Origin of the sequence: Legionella qingyii (assembly GCF_003990155.1) — a bacterium.
Taxonomy (GTDB): Bacteria; Pseudomonadota; Gammaproteobacteria; order Legionellales; family Legionellaceae; genus Legionella; species Legionella qingyii.
Genome location: NZ_RZGX01000015.1, coordinates 1 through 17,366, shown reverse-complemented (window position 1 = coordinate 17,366; position 17,366 = coordinate 1). Strand labels below are relative to the sequence as shown.

The window sequence follows — 17,366 nt, the reverse complement described above, 5'->3', positions numbered from 1 at the left end:
GTGTAACCCGGGATTAAGAATTCAAAATTGATAATAGTCTGGAAGATGATTCATGAAATTATGGATGATGGTATGTTTTCTATTCATGAGTTCCATGTGCAATGGGGCTTCTGAATATTGTTTCCCAAATCAACCCTGTTGGCCAACTCAAGCGCAATGGGACGAGTTAAACAAACAAGTCAATGGGCATTTACTGCGCGGACAATCCCCTTTATCTCCTTGTGTTAAAAACGCCAAGAGCACTTCCTGCCAAAAGGTTCTTCATGAGCTAAGAAACCCTTATTTTATTGAATCACAAGCTGGGGCGACTCAATCCAATGGTTGGGTCGATGCCTGGCAAACTGCGGTGAGCTCTTATGTGGTTGCAGTTGAAAATGCTCAAGAAATAGCTGCTGCAGTTAATTTTGCACGTAAACATCGAATTAAACTGGTAGTAAAAGGAACTGGGCATGATTATCTTGGCCGTTCCAACGCACCGAATTCACTCTTAATCTGGACTCATCACTTGCGTAAGGTGATGCTTCAAGATCAGTTTATCCCTCAAGGATGTCCTGAAACCCAAGCACCAACAACCGCAGTCACTGTTGCGGCAGGCACACGATGGATAGAAGTTTATAAGGAAGTCACTACCAATAATGGCCGCTACGTACAGGGAGGCGGTTGTGCAACAGTCGGTGCGGCAGGCGGATTTATTCAGGGAGGCGGATTCGGTAGTTTTTCCAAAAAATTTGGCACCGGTGCTGCTGGAGTATTGGAGGCAGAGATTATTACTGCAGATGGAGAAATTCGGACGGTTAATGCCTGCCAGAATCAAGACCTATTTTGGGCATTAAAAGGCGGAGGCGGGGGTACGTATGGCATTGTCAGTAAAATTACATTGCAAACCCATGACCTTCCCACATTATTTGGCAAAGTTAAAGGAACAATTACTGCGAAATCCAATGCAGCTTACCAACAACTTATTCATTATTTCATCCATTTTTATCAACTCAATCTCAATAATGAGCATTGGGGAGAGCAAGTTACTTTAACTCCTGATAATAAAATGAATTTCTCCCTGGCTTTTTCTGGTTTAAGCAAATCCGAAGTAGACAAACTTTGGCAACCATTTCTTAATTGGTTAGCAAGAAAACCTGAGCAATATCAATTTAGTCTCAATAGCGCAACACGCCCTGCAAGGCACTATTGGGATTTTGATTATTTGCTTGCCAATACCCCTGATGCGATTGTGATTAACAAAGGAAAAAAGGCGTCTCCTGATGAGTTTTGGTGGGCCGCAAATCAATCTGAAGTATCCATGTACATTAACTATTATTTATCCATGTATCTTCCGTTTACATTATTCACTAATGAACATTCAACATCATTTGCCAAAACACTTTTTGATGCATCACGTTTTGCGGAAATTACACTTCATTTCAATAAAGGATTATCGGGTGCAACACAAGACGCTCTTGCACGGCAAAAAAATACTGCGATGCACCCAGAGGTGCTTAATGCGGCAGCCCTAGCCATTATTTCTGGAGGCCAAGAAAATACTTACGCCAATGTTGCTGGACATAAACCGGATTTAATTAAAGCTAAAGAAGAAATTAAGCAAGCCAATAAGGCAATGGCTCTCCTGCAAACCTTAAGTCCCCACTCCGGTACTTATCCAAATGAAGCAGATTATTTTATTAAAAATTGGCAATCGGCTTTATGGGGTAGCAATTATCCTAAATTGCTGCAAATAAAACACAAATACGACCCTCAAAACATTTTTACCTGTCATCATTGTGTGGGTAGCGAGTAAGCCTCTGAATTAAAGTAACCTGGGTAAAGCGCAGCTTAACCCAGGCTCCATTTTTTAAATATCATCAAAATAATTTTTTAATGTTTGCTGCACATCTAAATTGAGCTCACCAGAATTAGGATCAATCGCGCTTACCGTATCTCCAAGATAGCCAATCGCCCAGAAGAAGATGTTGTTAGTTTCCATGTTCGCTTGCAAATAAGGCATAAGCGCATTGGTAAAGAATGCCTTACCTTTTGCAGTGTTCCATGATGCCTCACCAAGCACGATCGGATAACCTGCTTTGTATAAAAATCCCCATGACCAATCGAAACGTAATTGGCTTGGATTTCCGGGCGCTGTCTCCCAACCGGCGACCTCAGCAGGATATACATGCGGTGAAAAAACGATATGACCGTTTTGCGCTTGTGCATCACCCAACAACCATTGCAATGCAGTCTGATTTATTCCCTGGTTGACTAATTCTTTTTTAAATTTATCCTTATCAAATACAGCAATTCCATTTTTAGCCTGTTGTTCATTGAGTAAGGGCTTGAAATCCTCTCCCCAATTCCCTTTAAAGAACACCCGATCTAAAGTGCCACATAAAGCCGGATCCGGAGCGTGACTGTATCCATTATCATTCACGATCTGTGATTTAGGGACACAAATTACAGGATTGTTTGCGTCATCATTTCCTGAATCAGGGCCTTCCACAAAGAGCAACAAATTAGGGTTATTTTTTTGTACTGCATTAGCGGCTGTTGCTATGACTTTTGTCCAAGGTACTTGAGCGTCATGCATTTTAAACCAATTTAAACGATAAGGTTCGTTAAAAATATCAATGCCCAGTACATTGTCTAAGTTGCGTTTTTTTATTTCTGTAGCTAAAAGAGAAATATCCTGTTCATATCGATTCATATCGTACACAGTACCATCTCGCATCGCATCACCGTAGCCATGGCGATGGTGGATGTCAATCATCACTCTAATATTGTTCTTTTTTAACTCCTGTAAAACAGTCCAGAATGCTTGTTTCGGACTCACAGCTTTTTCACAAGCACTTCCATTACTTTGCCATGTTTTACAAAATAAACCATTTCCTGCACTCGGAGCGGCTTTATCTGAAAGCCACTTATTCAAATCAACTTCACGCTGATCATCATAAAGGACTTCAGGCTGGATGGGTAATCGTAATGTTTTAAAACTCACTGCTGAATTTTTATCTACGCCTGAACTTGGGAACTCCCATGGCTTGCTGATCAAATTCATCATTCCATAAGCGCGTGGGCTAGAACTCAATGAGGGAATTGCATAAAAGGGATTACTTTGTAAGCCTTGAAACACATTGGTGTCCTGAAATCCAGACCATGATAGACCGTCTATATGAACAAGCTGACCTTTATCATTGTATATTTTACTTTCCCGAGTTTGGTAGGAGTATGCATCCAATGCAAGCATTAATAATAAACAACATCCTAATACTTTCATTTTTTTCATTCACTGTTCCTCCAAATTATTACATGGATACTTTTAAATTGGGCGTTATTTAACCACTAATACATGAATTGCAGGCAAAAAAGGGATGAGTTTTGCAAAAAATTAACCAATTAGATTTGGAATTCAATTGATGCAAAAAAACAAAAAGCCTGAATGAAGCGCAACCCGAGAATCGTAATCCATTGAAAATTCCCGGAGTACACTTGAAACTAAAGAAGGATTATTACCCTACATGTGAAAAACGGCGATCATTTTCATAAATTGATTTTTTAACCAATTCATCCATATCAGCACTAGGTTCGCAAGATTGATAAACAACTTTTAATGGAGAAACATCCACAGTTGATTTGGTGCTATCATTTTGCAAATATCCATCGAGGTTTCTAAAGGTAAAATATTTATCTGTAGCAAACTCTTGGCATTGAGCCATCGTTTCGTCTTGGCATATTGAAAATTTAATTAAATGTTCAGCATGAAATGGCTCATGGCTTTTTGAAAATACATACTGCATATCGTACAAGACACTATCAGCGCCAGCACAAAAATAAGAACCGGATTGAAACTTGTCATTCTCAAATACATCACTACGAATAAAGCGTCCTTCTCCCGGTTGCAAACCAGCTAGAGTCACTTTATGAGTTGCTATTTCTTTAGGATTGTCTGCAAAAGCATAACCAGTTAAAACCAAACCCAATATTACCGAGGCTACTTTCATCATTCTGTTTTAACTCCTAATTTGAAATAAATATTCTCTGTAATGATTTTATTATCCTTAAATCACTGCAAAGAACAAAAAACAAGAGATTGTCTAAAAATAAAACAACTGTTCTGATTAATTTCAGTCCGCCATTATACCCTATTTCATACGAATAGTGTAAAAATTTATAAATTAATTCTCATTTTGATCGGAAATAGCCTCTATAAATGGGGTCAGAATGCATGAACTATCAATGAATTAAACGTAATCTTTTCTCTCTTAGATTTGAGCAGATATTTTTTTACTCTTTTTGTATTTTTTGTTAACCAAGTAAAAATTATTTGCTACACTTGCCCAAATAAAACCTAAGTGTTCATTTATTAATGTCTCAAACTTTAATCCAAAATTTCAGAACTGCATTAATACATTATTTACAAAGCCCTTTTGATGTGAAGAATAAAAGAAATCTAACTGCATCGGCTTTTGCAATATATGATCATGCCACTAAAAGAAAAAATAGCCTTGAACCCGATAAATTCATGACATCTATCGATGACACAGTACGCGTTGCAGTTCGTGGAATTAAAGTACATCCTTACCTTGCAGAAGTACTGGATTCGTTTTCCCGTGAATTATCCTGGTCGGATCTGAGACATAAAGCGCTCGCATTTCATGTACTCACAGTCACCTATAATTGGTATTTGAAAGAAAATGTTATTGATACCAAGGAAGTCGTTCGGAAAAAATTAGAAATGATCGAGACCACAGTAGAACAATTAAAAGTTAATAATAATCCTTATGCTACAGAATTAGAAAATGCGCTAGCCAAACTATCCTTATTAGTTAACCAGTATTTTAAGTTATCGCCTATAAAACAACTGCAAGAACATTCAAAATTTGAAAAAAAACTACAATTTATTTGCTCTGAACATCAAACCGCCATCGCAAGTGATGTGCAAATTAAATCTGCTTTTTACAGTTTTCTCGCAGCATTTTTAAGTATTTTCAATGTGTTTGGGTTTTCTCTTGCTAATGAATACCAAAGAAAGAACAAGTTTTTCCAAGAAATTTCTTTGATTCCAAAAAATACATTATCAAATTTTAGAGTACCTTTTATTGAAGTTAAAGATACGTTTGAGGAAGAAGAAGAAGATGTATCACCTTTTTCTATTGACATCTCATGATCTGATCGCGCCCTCATTTCAAATACGCTCCCATTTTCCTTAGGAATTGTTGCTGATTCTAAGCAGCAATTGGTCAACTAGTTATCATTATGGCGAGTAAATAATAACTAATTGATTCCACGCTAAAAAAGTCTTTGCTATTAAAAAAAAATGAGTTATAACTCTCTTTTACCTGATTCAAGGATTGACGGGTATCTAGGATGGGTCAGCATGATGCTGAATATTATTTTTTCATGGAGTGAGAAAATGAACAGTAAAGTATTTTCGCAACGCTTCAATCGCGAGTTGGCTTCGTTGGACTTTCCAGAGGATTTAACTGAAAAAGTCAAAGCCGTAGCTAAAGTATTTGGTATTTCACGTCACTTAGCAAACTCGTTAATCTTTGGGCACATACTTCCTGCAGCCGAACAACTTAACCGGATCGCCGAGATTTTAGAAGTTTGTCCGAAATGGTTATGTGGGGCAACCGACCGAAAAAAAACTTATCAAGCGCGTGAAACTATAGAATGATGTATAATAGTTAAAGTTGAGATAATTATTATAAATTTGTAAAATGCTGTATCTGATCTTAAATATTGATTAATAAGATACAGCATATGTATCTATTACCATCATAGAAAATAGCTTTTATTCGCGGATTATTACCATCATGGAATGCTTAAGTTTTTGTATTGCCAAATCAATTGATTTAACACGTGTCGACAGTCATTTTAAAAATGCTTCAACTGACTTTACCTCATTAAAGACTCGAGATGTTCTCAAGTTAAGTGCGAACCACAACAAAGACCATACAATTTTCGTTTTTAAAAATGGCACTGTGGTTTCCTGGGGAATCAAACGTTATCAAATTAATGATTATCTAAGTACCATCAAGCAGCTGGTTGATAAACCAGTAACCCTTTTGGTGCATGATGAATTCCATTATCAACTCAGTGACAAAACAACTATAGAACCACATGATTTTTTCGATGTGGATTGCCTGACTATAGAAGATGAGAGTGATGAGCTCAAACTCAGTCTATCTTATGGTTTTTCCCAATCAGTCAAATTACAATATTTTGAAACAATTATTGATGCGCTAATTGATAAATACAATCCTATGATCCAAATGCTTTCGCATACAGGTGAAATGGAAATTAGCCGTACTCAAATACAACAAATTATTGGAGAAATCCTCGGCGCTAAAAGTGAAATGAATTTAATTAGTAATTTCCTTTATCATCCCAAATATTTTTGGCAGCATCCAACCTTAGAAGAGCACTTTACTATGTTGGAACGTTACTTACACATTCAAAGACGCGTCAACGCGATCAATCATCGTCTGGATACTCTAAATGAAATCTTTGACATGTTTAATGGGTATTTAGACAATCGACATGGCCATAATTTGGAGATTATCATTATCGTCTTAATCATTTTGGAAATTATAGTTGCAGTCTTAAATTTACATTTTTAATAAATTAGACATAAATAAGAGCAAATTAATCTAAAACAGGCTATCCTTTAAAAAAACGAATAATAATTTATTATCAATTATGCTTAGTAAAACAAATCAACTTAATAAAGATCAGCTCAAAGATCTGGAACAATTAAAAACCGTCTGCAAAAAAAAAGACGGCAGCGTGCCTAATTTATATACCCACTTACTCATACAAAAAAGAAATTTACCTACGCTCGTGCTGAATTATGACAAAAAAAAATTAATCGGCTTCCTAAGTGTTTTTTTCTTTTACGAGGATGCAGTTGAAGTTTCACTGCTTGTTCACCCGAATTATCGCAGGAAAGGCATTGCCAAAAAATTGCTACGCAATATATTGCCTCTCGTACAAGAACAAGGCTTTCTAAAATTAATTTTTTCTAGTCCTGCTCATATCAATAGCCCATGGTTACCTGAACTTGGTTTTTCGTATCTGCATAGTGAATACTATATGGAACGACATGATTTAAAGCCATTACTAGATTACAAAAAAAATCTAGTGTACCGTACTGCTACAGAAAAGGATATTCCATTGCTTTGCGTTTTAGATGAAGCATGTTTCTTCAAAACGCAAGCAGAATTAGTTCCTCGTTTTGAACACATTCTTAGTGATAGAGCCTATCAAATAATACTCGCATTTGAAGACAATCATCTCGTAGGAAAAGCACACATACGTTGGGAAAACCATGGCGCAACACTCTCTGATATCGCCGTGTTACCAATTCGCCAAGGTAAAGGTTTGGGGACGGCCTTAATTTCTCATTGCATTAATTATGCTTTAAGCGAAGGCAAACCTGATCTCAATCTTGATGTAGAAACGCACAATCAAAAAGCCCTTAATCTATATACACGCCTCGGTTTTCTAACTCAAAATTCATGTGATTATTGGGAGATTAGCCTCTACGATTTGCAAAAACTAATTAAACCAAAACAAAACCCTTGAACACCGTTGGTATCTAAGTAGTGAGCTGAACCGAAATGCTGACATCCTAGAAAAAGAACAATCGTTCCCGCGAAGGCGGGAACCCATTTCTAGAGAAGCACACTACCACTATAAAAATGAATTACCGCCTGCGCGAGAATAACAAAAATCATTAAATTAATGACCGTGTGGATAACCATTCCTTAAAGTGGACCTCTTCATATAGAGCTTGACAGAATTTAAACCCCGCCTTTAGTATTGAGCTAAAAAAGACGGAACAACTATTTATCTCAAAATCGTTCGTTCAGCTTGCATAAAGAGCGTTTCTCATATTAAAAATAAAAGGGATCATTGATGAAAAAAAGGGTTGTTATAACCGGCATGGAAATAACCTCTTCCATAGGAACAGGCTTAAACAAATTCTGGGAAGCGGCAAAACAAGGGCAATGCGGAATAAAACGGATTCAGAGTTATGATCCTTCTTTGTATCCAACACAAATAGCAGGTGAAATTACGGATTTCTCACTGGAACATCTTCCAGAGCTTAACAAAAATAAACGTTATCCACGGGCCGCTCAATTCGCACTCTATTGTACACATAACGCTATAGAACAATCCGGGCTGACTCCTCATGAACTCAGTAAAGCAGGAACTTTTATAGGGACTGGTATGGGCGGATATCCTGAATCAGAGGCCAGTTATAAATTTTTCTTCAATGACAATTGGAAAAAAATGCAACCGCTGACGGTAATCCGAGGAATGTCAAACTCCATTGCCAATTTTATTGCCATCGCATTTGGCCTGGGTGGACCTAATTCAACTATATCTAATGCTTGTGTTTCCTCAGCTGAGGCCATAGGCTCTGCTTACCAACAAATCGCTAATGGCAGACTCTCCACTGCTGTCTGTGGCGGGACAGAATCGCCTCTTTGGGAATCGATGATGTCCGCTTGGTGTAAATTAAAGGTGATGTCTACCAATAATGAAACGCCTACAAAAGCCTGCCGTCCATTTGATCTGAATCGTGAGGGGATGGTAATGGCAGAAGGGGCTGGAATTTTAATTCTTGAAGAATTAAATCACGCCAGAGCGCGAGGAGCGACTATTTTCGCAGAAATTATTGGTTTTGGTTCCAGCTGTGATGCATTTCATATTACCGCGCCTTCTTCAGAAGGACAGCAACGTGCGATTCAGGGGGCATTAGATGATGCAAAATTATCACCGCGCGATGTTCAATACCTCAAAGCCCATGGTACCGGAACACCCTTAAATGACAAAATTGAGACACAAACGATTAAATCAATATTTGGTGAAAGGGCCTATGAGATCCCGGTTACTGCACAAAAATCAATGATTGGCCATGCAATAGGAGCATCTGGGGTCATGGAGGTCATTTCCACATCACTAAGTCTACAACATGATTTGTTATTACCCACGATTAACTTAGAAACTCCAGATCCTGACTGTGACTTAGATTATGTGCCTAATGAAGCACGTAAAAAAACTATTGATATCGTATTATCCAATCATTTTGCCTTTGGAGGCGCCAACGTCGCCTTGATACTACGTAGATATGTCAAATAAAGAACGAGCCTGGTTGCTTGCGATTACTTCTTAATCGCAAGCTGCAAATCTTTGGGGGGAAGTCAAATATGGCTTTTCAGTGAGAGACGCACAAGAGTAAGTTGCTGGCAAGCAGCCGGGCAGTTCCAGGCTTTTGCATTTGTGCCTCCCAGCTACCTAAAACATATAACCCACACTAAACAATAATTCCGTGGTATACAAATGGGGCATACCGGGGCCTTTATCCAGCGTAGCGCTATCACCGCCCAAATAATTTTTACCCCAATCTGCAAATTCAGCCCCCACGCCTACTTGCCAGTTGGGAGTTAACATTTTTTGCACCCCTAGCCCAACTGTATATGAAAAAGCTACCGTACTGGCGGTAGTAAACCAGTAGGTTGGATACAGAACTGGATCAACTGTAGTAGGAAGCCAATCATGAGCATGGTTCCAACCTACACCAAAACTTCCACTTAAATAAGGCTGAATGGCTTGAAAACCGCAGGCAATGAGTTTTCCTTTAAACTCTGCACGCACATGACTCACCTTATAGCTATAGGTATAAACATCGGGAACACCATCAACAGAAACGGTTCCTGAAAGACTCGCATCACTCGCAGCAGCCACACCGAGTCCGAATTGGGCAATCACATTGCTTGCACCAATAAAATGCTGTAGCCCAAAAAATAATTCACCCGAGCCTAACCAATCGGACTTTGAATCAGCATGATATAAGTTATTTTGTGGAGGTGGAAACGGGTAAAGATATTGATCCTTCCCTGGATCAGACCATGCGGGTCCTCCACTTACAATAATAATTGATGACCAAACCTGGGGTAAAACTGGGGCATAAGGATCTACTACAGCAAACACATTTACGCTAAACAGCGCGCAAAACCCTGAGGCTATTATTTTTTTCAACATACATATCCTTTTGATTTTTAATCATGAATTCCAGAGCATTCAGGCTAATTTTATACAGGATTTAAACCTACTTTTCTATACTTCATGTCGTTACCGTTTAATCGGTTCTGCCAAATTTTATTCAGAGTAAGAAAACATTTAAGAATCACTCAGCTATTAGGTCCAAAATTATAGCCGGGGTTAAGTTTCGCCATACTGTTCCAAGTTGAATAGCACTTAATAATGATGCGCGTTTTCGAAGACTCCGAACAAATCAATCAAGTCGTTTAAAACATAGCAATGGAGGTTTCTTGGGTATATAATCAGCTATTTTACAAAAAAAGGCCAACAAATGAGTTATTCACTGCGTGATATAGCAAATAAGGTACAAGGGGTAGTCATAGGTGATGACACAATAAAAATTTCTTTGCTATCTCCTATTGATGAGATTATACCCGGAAGCATAGTGTTTGCTGACAGTAATGAAAATGTAAAATTGGCGGAAGCATCTCAAGCAGCTGCTATATTAGTCAATGAACAAATCACTGTTTCTCAAAAACCATTAATACAGGTAAAGCATCCATTCAAAGCCTTTATAACTCTGATGCATCATTTCAATCCCCCACAAAAAATCATTCCTGGCATTCATCCTACTGCAGTCATTGGCGAAGGAGTGCAATTAGGAAACGATGTATTTATAGGGCCTTATGTAGTGATTGAAGCAGGTAGTGTTATTGGTGATCACTGTATTTTAAAAAGCCATATTCATATTGGTCGTGAAGTAACTTTAGGCGCTCATACCACCATTCATTCTCATGTCACTGTGTATGATACCTGTCAAATTGGCTCCCGAGTAACAATTCATGCCTCTACTGTTATTGGTTCTGATGGGTTTGGTTATACCTTTGTTGATGGAAAACACCTCAAAGTCCCTCATATTGGGCGAGTCATTATTGAAGATGATGTAGAAATAGGTGCAAATACCGCTATAGATCGCGCCACAATGGGAGCGACTGTTATTGGTGAGGGGACTAAAATTGATAACCTGGTCCAGGTAGCCCATTCTGTTAAATTAGGTAAACATAATATTTTATGCGGCTTTACCGGCATAGCAGGAAGTACAACTTCCGGTAATCATGTCATTTTTGCCGCCAATGTTGGGGTCAGTGACCATGTACGCATTGATGACGGCGTAGTATTAGGTGCTCGCACAGGAGTGCCTCCGAACAAGCATTTAAAAGAAGGGAATGTTTATTTAGGAAATCCCGCTCGTCCTAAAGATCTTGCCATTCAACATGAGCTAGGTGTCAATCGAATCCCTTTAATTCGCAAAAACATTAAAGCACTTTCGGAGCAAGTTGAATCATTGAAGAAACAACTTGCCAAAGCAGAGGCAGAGTAACCATGACATCCCCCTTGATTCTCATCGATGGCTCATCCTATTTCTTTCGTGCCTTCCACGCGCTACCGCCTTTGACTAATTCAAAAGGCCAACCCACAGGTGCCATCTATGGGGTAGCCAATATGATTAAAAAGCTCATTAAAGACTACCAACCTGAAGAATTGGCAGTAGTCTTTGATGCCAAGGGGAAAACATTTCGGGATGAATGGTATCCAGAATATAAAGCGCATAGACCACCTATGCCCCAAGAGTTAAGCTCTCAATTTGAGCCTTTGATCCAGCTACTCGAAGCGATGGGACTTCCCATATTGATTATCGATGGGGTTGAAGCAGATGATGTAATAGGGACGTTGGCAAGGCAGGCGACCGAACAAGGAGTTTCGGTAGTCATTTCGACCGGCGATAAAGATATGGCTCAGCTTGTCAACGAGCACATCACATTAATCAATACCATGAGTAATACCATCATGGGTATTGACGGAGTCAAAGAAAAATTTGGAATAAAACCTGAGCAAATAATTGATTACCTTACACTTGTTGGTGACAGTGTAGATAACATCCCCGGGATAACGAAATGCGGACCTAAAACAGCTGCCAAATGGCTTACAGAATATCAAACGCTTGATAATCTCATCCAACATGCAGCTGAAATTAATGGTAAGATTGGCGAGTACTTGCGTGCAGGCATTCCACAACTGCCATTATCCAAAAAATTGGTGACGATCAAAACGGATGTTGATTTACCCCTAAGCTGGGGTGAGTTAAAGCCGAAACCAATGAATAAAGAACAACTCATCGAGTTAACCCGTCACTTTGAATTCAAAAACTGGCTTAAAGATCTTTTAGGAGAAAAAGGAAGTACATCCTCAAACAAACCTGGTATTTCCAGCATTCCCTTTGAATTAATTACAACCAACCACCAATTAAATCATTTACTCAATCAACTGGAACAATGCCAAGCATTTTGCATTGATACAGAAACAACCAGCATTGAGATTATGCTTGCAGAAATCGTCGGAATTTCTTTAGCGATCGAAGAAGGAAAAGCCGTATATATTCCATTTACACATACAGATGGAACGACACAATTAATTCGTGAAGAAGTATTAACCGCGTTAAAACCTATCTTAGAAAACCCCAAAATAAAAAAAATCGGTCAAAATCTCAAATACGATTATTCAGTATTGAAAAATCATGGCATCAATCTTAAAGGGATCTGCTATGATACCATGTTGGAATCCTATGTGCTCAATAGTAGTTCTGGGCGTCATGATATGGATTCAATGGCCTTAAAATATCTAGGTCATAAAACAATTAGTTATGAAGATGTTGCTGGAAAAGGAGCAAAACAACTGCGTTTTGATCAAATTCCAGTGGGTAAAGCAGCCGCTTATGCCGCAGAAGATGCAGAGATTACGCTGCAACTTCACAATAAACTGTTCCCTTTAATCCCTGAATCGGTGCAAAATGTATTCAATGAGATAGAAATGCCATTGGTTACGGTGCTTGCTGATATGGAACGACTTGGAGTGCTTATTGACTCCGTAACATTAGAGAAGCATGGAAACCGCTTAAAAGAGCGCATTAATGCCTTAGAGCAAGAAGCATTACAATTAGCAGGCAGACCCTTCAACCTGAACTCGCCAAAACAATTACAAGAAATCCTCTTCGATTCACACAAACTGCCAGTGATCGCAAAAACACCAACAGGACAACCTTCTACAGCAGAGTCAGTATTGCAAGAGCTCGCTTATGATTACCGTCTGGCTGCAGTAATTCTTGAGTACCGTAGTCTAACGAAACTGGTCTCTACGTATATTGACGCCCTACCTAGAAAAATTAATCCGCAGACGCACCGAGTACATACATCGTACAACCAGGCAGTCACTGCCACAGGTCGACTCTCTTCTAGTGAACCCAATTTGCAAAATATACCCATTCGAAGTGAAGAAGGCCGGCTAATACGTACTGCATTTATAGCTCCAGAAAACAACCTCATTCTTGCAGCAGATTACTCGCAAATCGAATTACGAATCATGGCGCATTTATCACAAGATGAGAATCTGTTAAAAGCCTTTGCGCACGGTTGGGATATTCATGCGGCAACAGCCAGCGAAATTTTTGAAACACCCTTGGATGAAGTCAGCAGCGAGCAACGCCGTCGTGCTAAAGCAGTCAATTTTGGTTTGATTTATGGAATGTCTGCTTTTGGTCTGGCAAAACAAATTGGTGTGGAACGTCAGGATGCACAATATTACATCGATACCTATTTCCAACGTTATCCTAAAGTTTTGGAATATATGAATCGCACCCGACAACAAGCTCATCATCTCGGTTATGTAGAAACCTTATTCGGTAGACGTTTGTATTTACCTGAAATCAATGCACGCAATATGATACGCCAAAAGGCAGCAGAACGAACAGCAATCAATGCGCCGATGCAGGGTACTGCAGCAGACATCATTAAAAAGGCGATGATATCCATAGCTAAATGGCAAAATGCGCAAAAAAATCCATCAACAAAAATGATTATGCAAGTTCATGACGAGTTGGTTTTTGAAGTAAATGCCAAAGAAATCGAATCAAGCAAAAAGATAATTCGTGAATTAATGGAGCATACGGTGGAACTTTCCGTCCCACTTGTAGTCTCTATTGGTACAGGTGCTAATTGGGATGCGGCTCATTAAACATATACTAGCAATCAAATTTTTTTTGTAAGGTGCTGAACAAGTAGCGGTGTTGCGAGGTATGAAGCATTGGCACTTCATTTTATACATGATGGGTTGCCCAATAAATATTCAATGCATCGCCGTATTCAAGAGGTTTAATAATTTGTCCTCTTACATTTAAGTCTTTGATCGCAAGCTTATCCTCTTTTGTATAAGCATTTGTCAAAATAAATACTTCTGTGAACGCTAATGAAGGATCCTTACGGATAATTTTCAGCAAATCAATCCCATTCACTATAGGTACATTGATGTCAAGAAGAATTACTTTAGGATGAATTTTCTCTTGACCCTGACGTCCATATAATTTGTTTAATGCTTCTTCACCATTTAAAGCAACTTCAATAGCACACGACTCTTTTAGTTTTTTAAATACTCGTTTTACACCCTCAACATCAACAATATCATCCTCGATATATAAAATATCAACGGTGTTTCCTTGGGATTCCATAATCATTCTCCTACCGCGTTCCTGTGCTTTAAATAGCCCATAAATCACGGTTACCAGGAAATAGTTTCTAAGAAGACTTATCCTATTTGTATCGATTCATACATTAATTATAGTACCAATAAAAGATCATTATGTGTAAATACAAACTTTATTGCCTATAATCTATATTACGCAGAGATAGGGAATAAAAATTATGTATCAATTAGATAAATCCATTAATTTTATGCTTGTGGATGACGATGAAATTGATATCAAAGACATGCAACGAACTTTTAAAAAAAATAACATCGATAATCCATTGCATGTGGCGACCAACGGGATAGACGCCTTAAACAAATTATTAGGCGTAAATGGAGAAAAAAAATTAAAACCCACGCCCAAAATAATTATTCTTGATATCAATATGCCTAAAATGAATGGCATAGAATTTATGAAAAATCTTCGAACCCATAAAAAATTAAAATCACTGCTGGTTTTTATTCTTACTACCTCAAATAGTGAACAGGATAAAATAGATGCATATAACTTGAACGCTGCTGGCTATATTGTAAAACCATTTCAAATCTCAGACTTTATGGAAGTAATTTCATCATTACATCGTTATTGGAATCTGCTTGAATTTCCTAACAAAAAAGCGAAATAGCGCCTGTTGCTATTTCTAATCGATGTTTAATGAAGAGCGCAAATCTTATTTTCGGATCTGCTTAGGCCAAGTAAATGACATTGTAGTTCCTCGCTCCACCTGTGATTGAACCATAACTCGCCCTCCCTGAGATTCAACAATTTTTTTCACTATGCTCAGGCCAACACCTGTAGATTCAAACTCATCTCTAGATTTAAGAGTTTGAAAAACGACAAAAATTTTATCAAAAAACTCGGAGGGAATTCCTGGACCATCATCCTTAATCGTAAATAAATAAAAGGCACCTAATGATTCAATCTCAATTTTAATCGTGCCTTTTTTTCGATGGTGATGCTTTATGCTATTACCCAACAAGTTGGATAATACCTGCATCAATGGAATCTTGGCTGTTTTAAAAATCGGCATATTTTGCGGATAATGTACTTCAAATCGACCATCTGGATTAAGATTTTCAATAATTTCTTTTAAAATTTCTTTGGTATTTACCAGCTCAAGATTTAAATCCAAACGACCAGCTCGTGAATATTGTAATATTCCATCAATTAAATTTGCCAGACGCAAAGTACGTTGACGTAATAATGCCAAATGTTCCTTTGATTTTTCATCTAACTTATCGATATTATCTTCTTCAATCCAGGTAGCTAATCGTTCAATTGCACGCAAAGGAGCTTTTAAATCATGTGATGCAATATAAGCAAACTGTTCTAACTCTTCGTTCGTCTTAATCAGTTGATTTTCAATTTGCTTTGCTTTAGTAATGTCTTTAGAAATCATAACATAGCCGATAGGATTACCCTCATTATCCCTGCGTAATGCTAAAGTGACCGAGGCAATAAAATTCGACCCATCTTTGCGAAGGCGTTCAAATTCCTCTTCTGCTTTTCCCTCCCGCAATGTTTTTTGCATGAAGTTCTGAGCCGCTCCAGATTGAATGTCCTCAGGCTTATGGAGGTCTAAAATATTCTTCTTATTTTCCATCTCCGTAGCATGGTACCCGTAATTGCGGTAAGCTCCTTGATTCCATACAATTATTTTTCCATCCAAATCTGTTGCTACAATTGAATACTCAATCGTACTTTCCAGAATATTTTGCAGAATACTTTTTGCATAAAATGCTTCTTCTGTCTTAATAGGTTGTACCTCCAAATCAAGCATGCTCTCTTTTATAGGAGCATTCTTATGTTTTTGATGATTTTTAGTCTTTTTTAACATTCGGCTTAAGGAACCAAGATCATCGTCCATTTCTTTTTCGCTAATTCTTGTTGCTTTATGTGTTTTATGTGGTTTGTGATCTGAAGGGTCCTGTATTCGCTCATAATCCATCATTTGCGATATCCTTAAAAAATAGATTTATCTATTTGTCACAGAAACAGTATTATATAACTATAATTATAGCGTTTATTTCAGGCCTTTGCTGATCGCTGCCCAGAAATAATTCAGATCTACGATATGTAAATCTAGATAATAGCAGCCTGTCTTTTAGCATGAGATACATGTGAAAATGCTTGCTGTTTTTTTCCGACTGACTCATCAAAATAATAAGCCCAAGTTTTTTGGATACATTCTGGACTTACAGTTTTAGTCCAGGTGTTATACTCATTAACCAAGCGATTATATTGAATAAAAACCTTAGCAAAAGCTCCGCGCATAAATTCAGAGTCTGACCATGCTATGAGAGGAAGATGAGGATATTTTTGTAGTATCACCGCTGCAAGTTGCGGACCATGAGTAGATAACTCATCAATCAAATTCAACTCACCATCAATGATAACCAAATCCGGTGCATGAGTATCTATAAAAGACAAAGCATCTTGGCTATTACTTACTACATCTATTGATACTGGAGTAATAGCTGACTCCAAGAGTCGAGATAAGCAAAATGCATTAAAAACGCTGTCTTCTATAATTAATACACGCATAGCATCCGGGCTCCCTATTAGTTCATAGTTAAGTATAAAGATCAAACCTTAAGGAAGAATTAAGAAATTATTTTTGAACTGATTTATCCAGGGCGATTTCATCAAAGTTTAAAAACCAATCACTTTTCTTAAGTATTGAGTAGAAAGAGCAGCTTTCATTCTTTTTAAAGCAATACCATCCTGAGAGGATTTGTCCTCTTCCAGCAAT

General features: G+C 38.0%; 16 protein-coding genes. 9 read left to right on the top strand and 7 right to left on the bottom strand.

Going from position 1 to position 17,366, the window contains the following annotated elements; translation table 11 throughout:
* Positions 1-52: 52 nt before the first annotated feature.
* Positions 53-1,792 (top strand): FAD-dependent oxidoreductase, encoded by a 1,740-nt coding sequence (locus ELY20_RS11625; protein WP_110142641.1) that lies wholly within the window; start codon positions 53-55, stop codon positions 1,790-1,792.
* 54 nt (positions 1,793-1,846) lie between these two features.
* Here the strand turns inward: ELY20_RS11625 and ELY20_RS11620 are convergent, their stop codons facing one another.
* Positions 1,847-3,271, bottom strand: coding sequence for a cellulase family glycosylhydrolase (locus ELY20_RS11620; protein ID WP_110142642.1), 1,425 nt, complete (start codon positions 3,269-3,271; stop codon positions 1,847-1,849).
* A 223-nt stretch (positions 3,272-3,494) separates the two neighbouring features.
* Entirely contained in the window at positions 3,495-3,989 is a 495-nt protein-coding gene (locus tag ELY20_RS11615; RefSeq protein ID WP_110142643.1) for a hypothetical protein, read from the bottom strand.
* 362 nt (positions 3,990-4,351) lie between these two features.
* Between ELY20_RS11615 and ELY20_RS11610 the strand changes: the two genes are divergently transcribed.
* The 5 genes from ELY20_RS11610 (at position 4,352) to ELY20_RS11590 (ending at position 9,135) form a co-directional block, all read left to right on the top strand.
* Positions 4,352-5,152 carry a hypothetical protein gene (locus ELY20_RS11610; RefSeq protein WP_110142644.1) on the top strand — a complete coding sequence of 267 codons (801 nt, stop codon included), beginning with the start codon at positions 4,352-4,354 and terminating at the stop codon, positions 5,150-5,152.
* A gap of 246 nt (positions 5,153-5,398) precedes the next feature.
* Positions 5,399-5,662, top strand: coding sequence for a hypothetical protein (locus ELY20_RS11605; protein WP_110142654.1), 264 nt, complete (start codon positions 5,399-5,401; stop codon positions 5,660-5,662).
* A gap of 139 nt (positions 5,663-5,801) precedes the next feature.
* Entirely contained in the window at positions 5,802-6,608 is an 807-nt protein-coding gene (locus ELY20_RS11600; protein ID WP_110142645.1) for an RMD1 family protein, read from the top strand.
* 79 nt (positions 6,609-6,687) lie between these two features.
* On the top strand, positions 6,688-7,572 hold the full coding sequence (locus ELY20_RS11595) for a GNAT family N-acetyltransferase (protein WP_110142646.1): 885 nt from the start codon (positions 6,688-6,690) through the stop codon (positions 7,570-7,572).
* Between the two features lie 333 nt (positions 7,573-7,905).
* Positions 7,906-9,135, top strand: a complete 1,230-nt coding sequence (locus tag ELY20_RS11590) for a beta-ketoacyl-[acyl-carrier-protein] synthase family protein (protein ID WP_110142647.1) — start codon at positions 7,906-7,908, stop codon at positions 9,133-9,135.
* A gap of 156 nt (positions 9,136-9,291) precedes the next feature.
* Here ELY20_RS11590 and ELY20_RS11585 read toward each other — a convergent pair whose 3' ends face one another.
* A complete protein-coding gene (locus ELY20_RS11585; protein WP_110142648.1) occupies positions 9,292-10,038 on the bottom strand; it encodes an outer membrane protein in 747 nt (248 codons plus the stop codon).
* A gap of 331 nt (positions 10,039-10,369) precedes the next feature.
* Here ELY20_RS11585 and lpxD point away from each other — a divergent pair, with 331 nt between their 5' ends.
* Positions 10,370-11,419, top strand: coding sequence for a UDP-3-O-(3-hydroxymyristoyl)glucosamine N-acyltransferase (gene lpxD / locus ELY20_RS11580; RefSeq protein WP_110142649.1), 1,050 nt, complete (start codon positions 10,370-10,372; stop codon positions 11,417-11,419).
* 2 nt (positions 11,420-11,421) lie between these two features.
* The gene (gene polA / locus ELY20_RS11575; RefSeq protein ID WP_110142650.1) at positions 11,422-14,106 is read left to right on the top strand and encodes a DNA polymerase I; all 2,685 of its coding nucleotides are present in this window, start codon (positions 11,422-11,424) and stop codon (positions 14,104-14,106) included.
* Between the two features lie 82 nt (positions 14,107-14,188).
* On the opposite strand, the gene ELY20_RS11570 is transcribed toward polA, so the two are convergent.
* Complete coding sequence (locus ELY20_RS11570; protein ID WP_110142651.1) at positions 14,189-14,596, bottom strand: response regulator; 408 nt, start codon at positions 14,594-14,596, stop codon at positions 14,189-14,191.
* Positions 14,597-14,789: 193 nt separating this feature from the next.
* Between ELY20_RS11570 and ELY20_RS11565 the strand changes: the two genes are divergently transcribed.
* Positions 14,790-15,239, top strand: a complete 450-nt coding sequence (locus tag ELY20_RS11565; RefSeq protein ID WP_110142652.1) for a response regulator — start codon at positions 14,790-14,792, stop codon at positions 15,237-15,239.
* Between the two features lie 45 nt (positions 15,240-15,284).
* Here ELY20_RS11565 and ELY20_RS11560 read toward each other — a convergent pair whose 3' ends face one another.
* The 3 genes from ELY20_RS11560 to ELY20_RS17005 form a co-directional block, all read right to left on the bottom strand.
* Positions 15,285-16,565, bottom strand: a complete 1,281-nt coding sequence (locus ELY20_RS11560; protein ID WP_233590583.1) for a sensor histidine kinase — start codon at positions 16,563-16,565, stop codon at positions 15,285-15,287.
* 131 nt (positions 16,566-16,696) lie between these two features.
* The gene (locus ELY20_RS11555) at positions 16,697-17,158 is read right to left on the bottom strand and encodes a response regulator (protein ID WP_110142653.1); all 462 of its coding nucleotides are present in this window, start codon (positions 17,156-17,158) and stop codon (positions 16,697-16,699) included.
* Between the two features lie 108 nt (positions 17,159-17,266).
* Positions 17,267-17,366 (bottom strand): hypothetical protein (locus tag ELY20_RS17005; RefSeq protein ID WP_233590492.1); only part of this gene is annotated, 100 nt, incomplete at its 5' end.

Coding starts and splice junctions, on each gene's coding strand:
- ELY20_RS11565 (WP_110142652.1), top strand. CDS start 14,790: ATGTATCAATTAGATAAATCCATTAATTTTATGCTTGTGGATGACGAT.
- ELY20_RS11560 (WP_233590583.1), bottom strand. CDS start 16,565: ATGATGGATTATGAGCGAATACAGGACCCTTCAGATCACAAACCACAT.
- ELY20_RS11605 (WP_110142654.1), top strand. CDS start 5,399: ATGAACAGTAAAGTATTTTCGCAACGCTTCAATCGCGAGTTGGCTTCG.
- ELY20_RS11615 (WP_110142643.1), bottom strand. CDS start 3,989: ATGATGAAAGTAGCCTCGGTAATATTGGGTTTGGTTTTAACTGGTTAT.
- ELY20_RS11610 (WP_110142644.1), top strand. CDS start 4,352: ATGTCTCAAACTTTAATCCAAAATTTCAGAACTGCATTAATACATTAT.
- ELY20_RS11570 (WP_110142651.1), bottom strand. CDS start 14,596: ATGGAATCCCAAGGAAACACCGTTGATATTTTATATATCGAGGATGAT.
- ELY20_RS11555 (WP_110142653.1), bottom strand. CDS start 17,158: ATGCGTGTATTAATTATAGAAGACAGCGTTTTTAATGCATTTTGCTTA.
- ELY20_RS11590 (WP_110142647.1), top strand. CDS start 7,906: ATGAAAAAAAGGGTTGTTATAACCGGCATGGAAATAACCTCTTCCATA.
- ELY20_RS11585 (WP_110142648.1), bottom strand. CDS start 10,038: ATGTTGAAAAAAATAATAGCCTCAGGGTTTTGCGCGCTGTTTAGCGTA.
- ELY20_RS11620 (WP_110142642.1), bottom strand. CDS start 3,271: ATGAAAAAAATGAAAGTATTAGGATGTTGTTTATTATTAATGCTTGCA.
- ELY20_RS11600 (WP_110142645.1), top strand. CDS start 5,802: ATGGAATGCTTAAGTTTTTGTATTGCCAAATCAATTGATTTAACACGT.
- ELY20_RS11595 (WP_110142646.1), top strand. CDS start 6,688: ATGCTTAGTAAAACAAATCAACTTAATAAAGATCAGCTCAAAGATCTG.
- ELY20_RS11625 (WP_110142641.1), top strand. CDS start 53: ATGAAATTATGGATGATGGTATGTTTTCTATTCATGAGTTCCATGTGC.
- lpxD (WP_110142649.1), top strand. CDS start 10,370: ATGAGTTATTCACTGCGTGATATAGCAAATAAGGTACAAGGGGTAGTC.
- polA (WP_110142650.1), top strand. CDS start 11,422: ATGACATCCCCCTTGATTCTCATCGATGGCTCATCCTATTTCTTTCGT.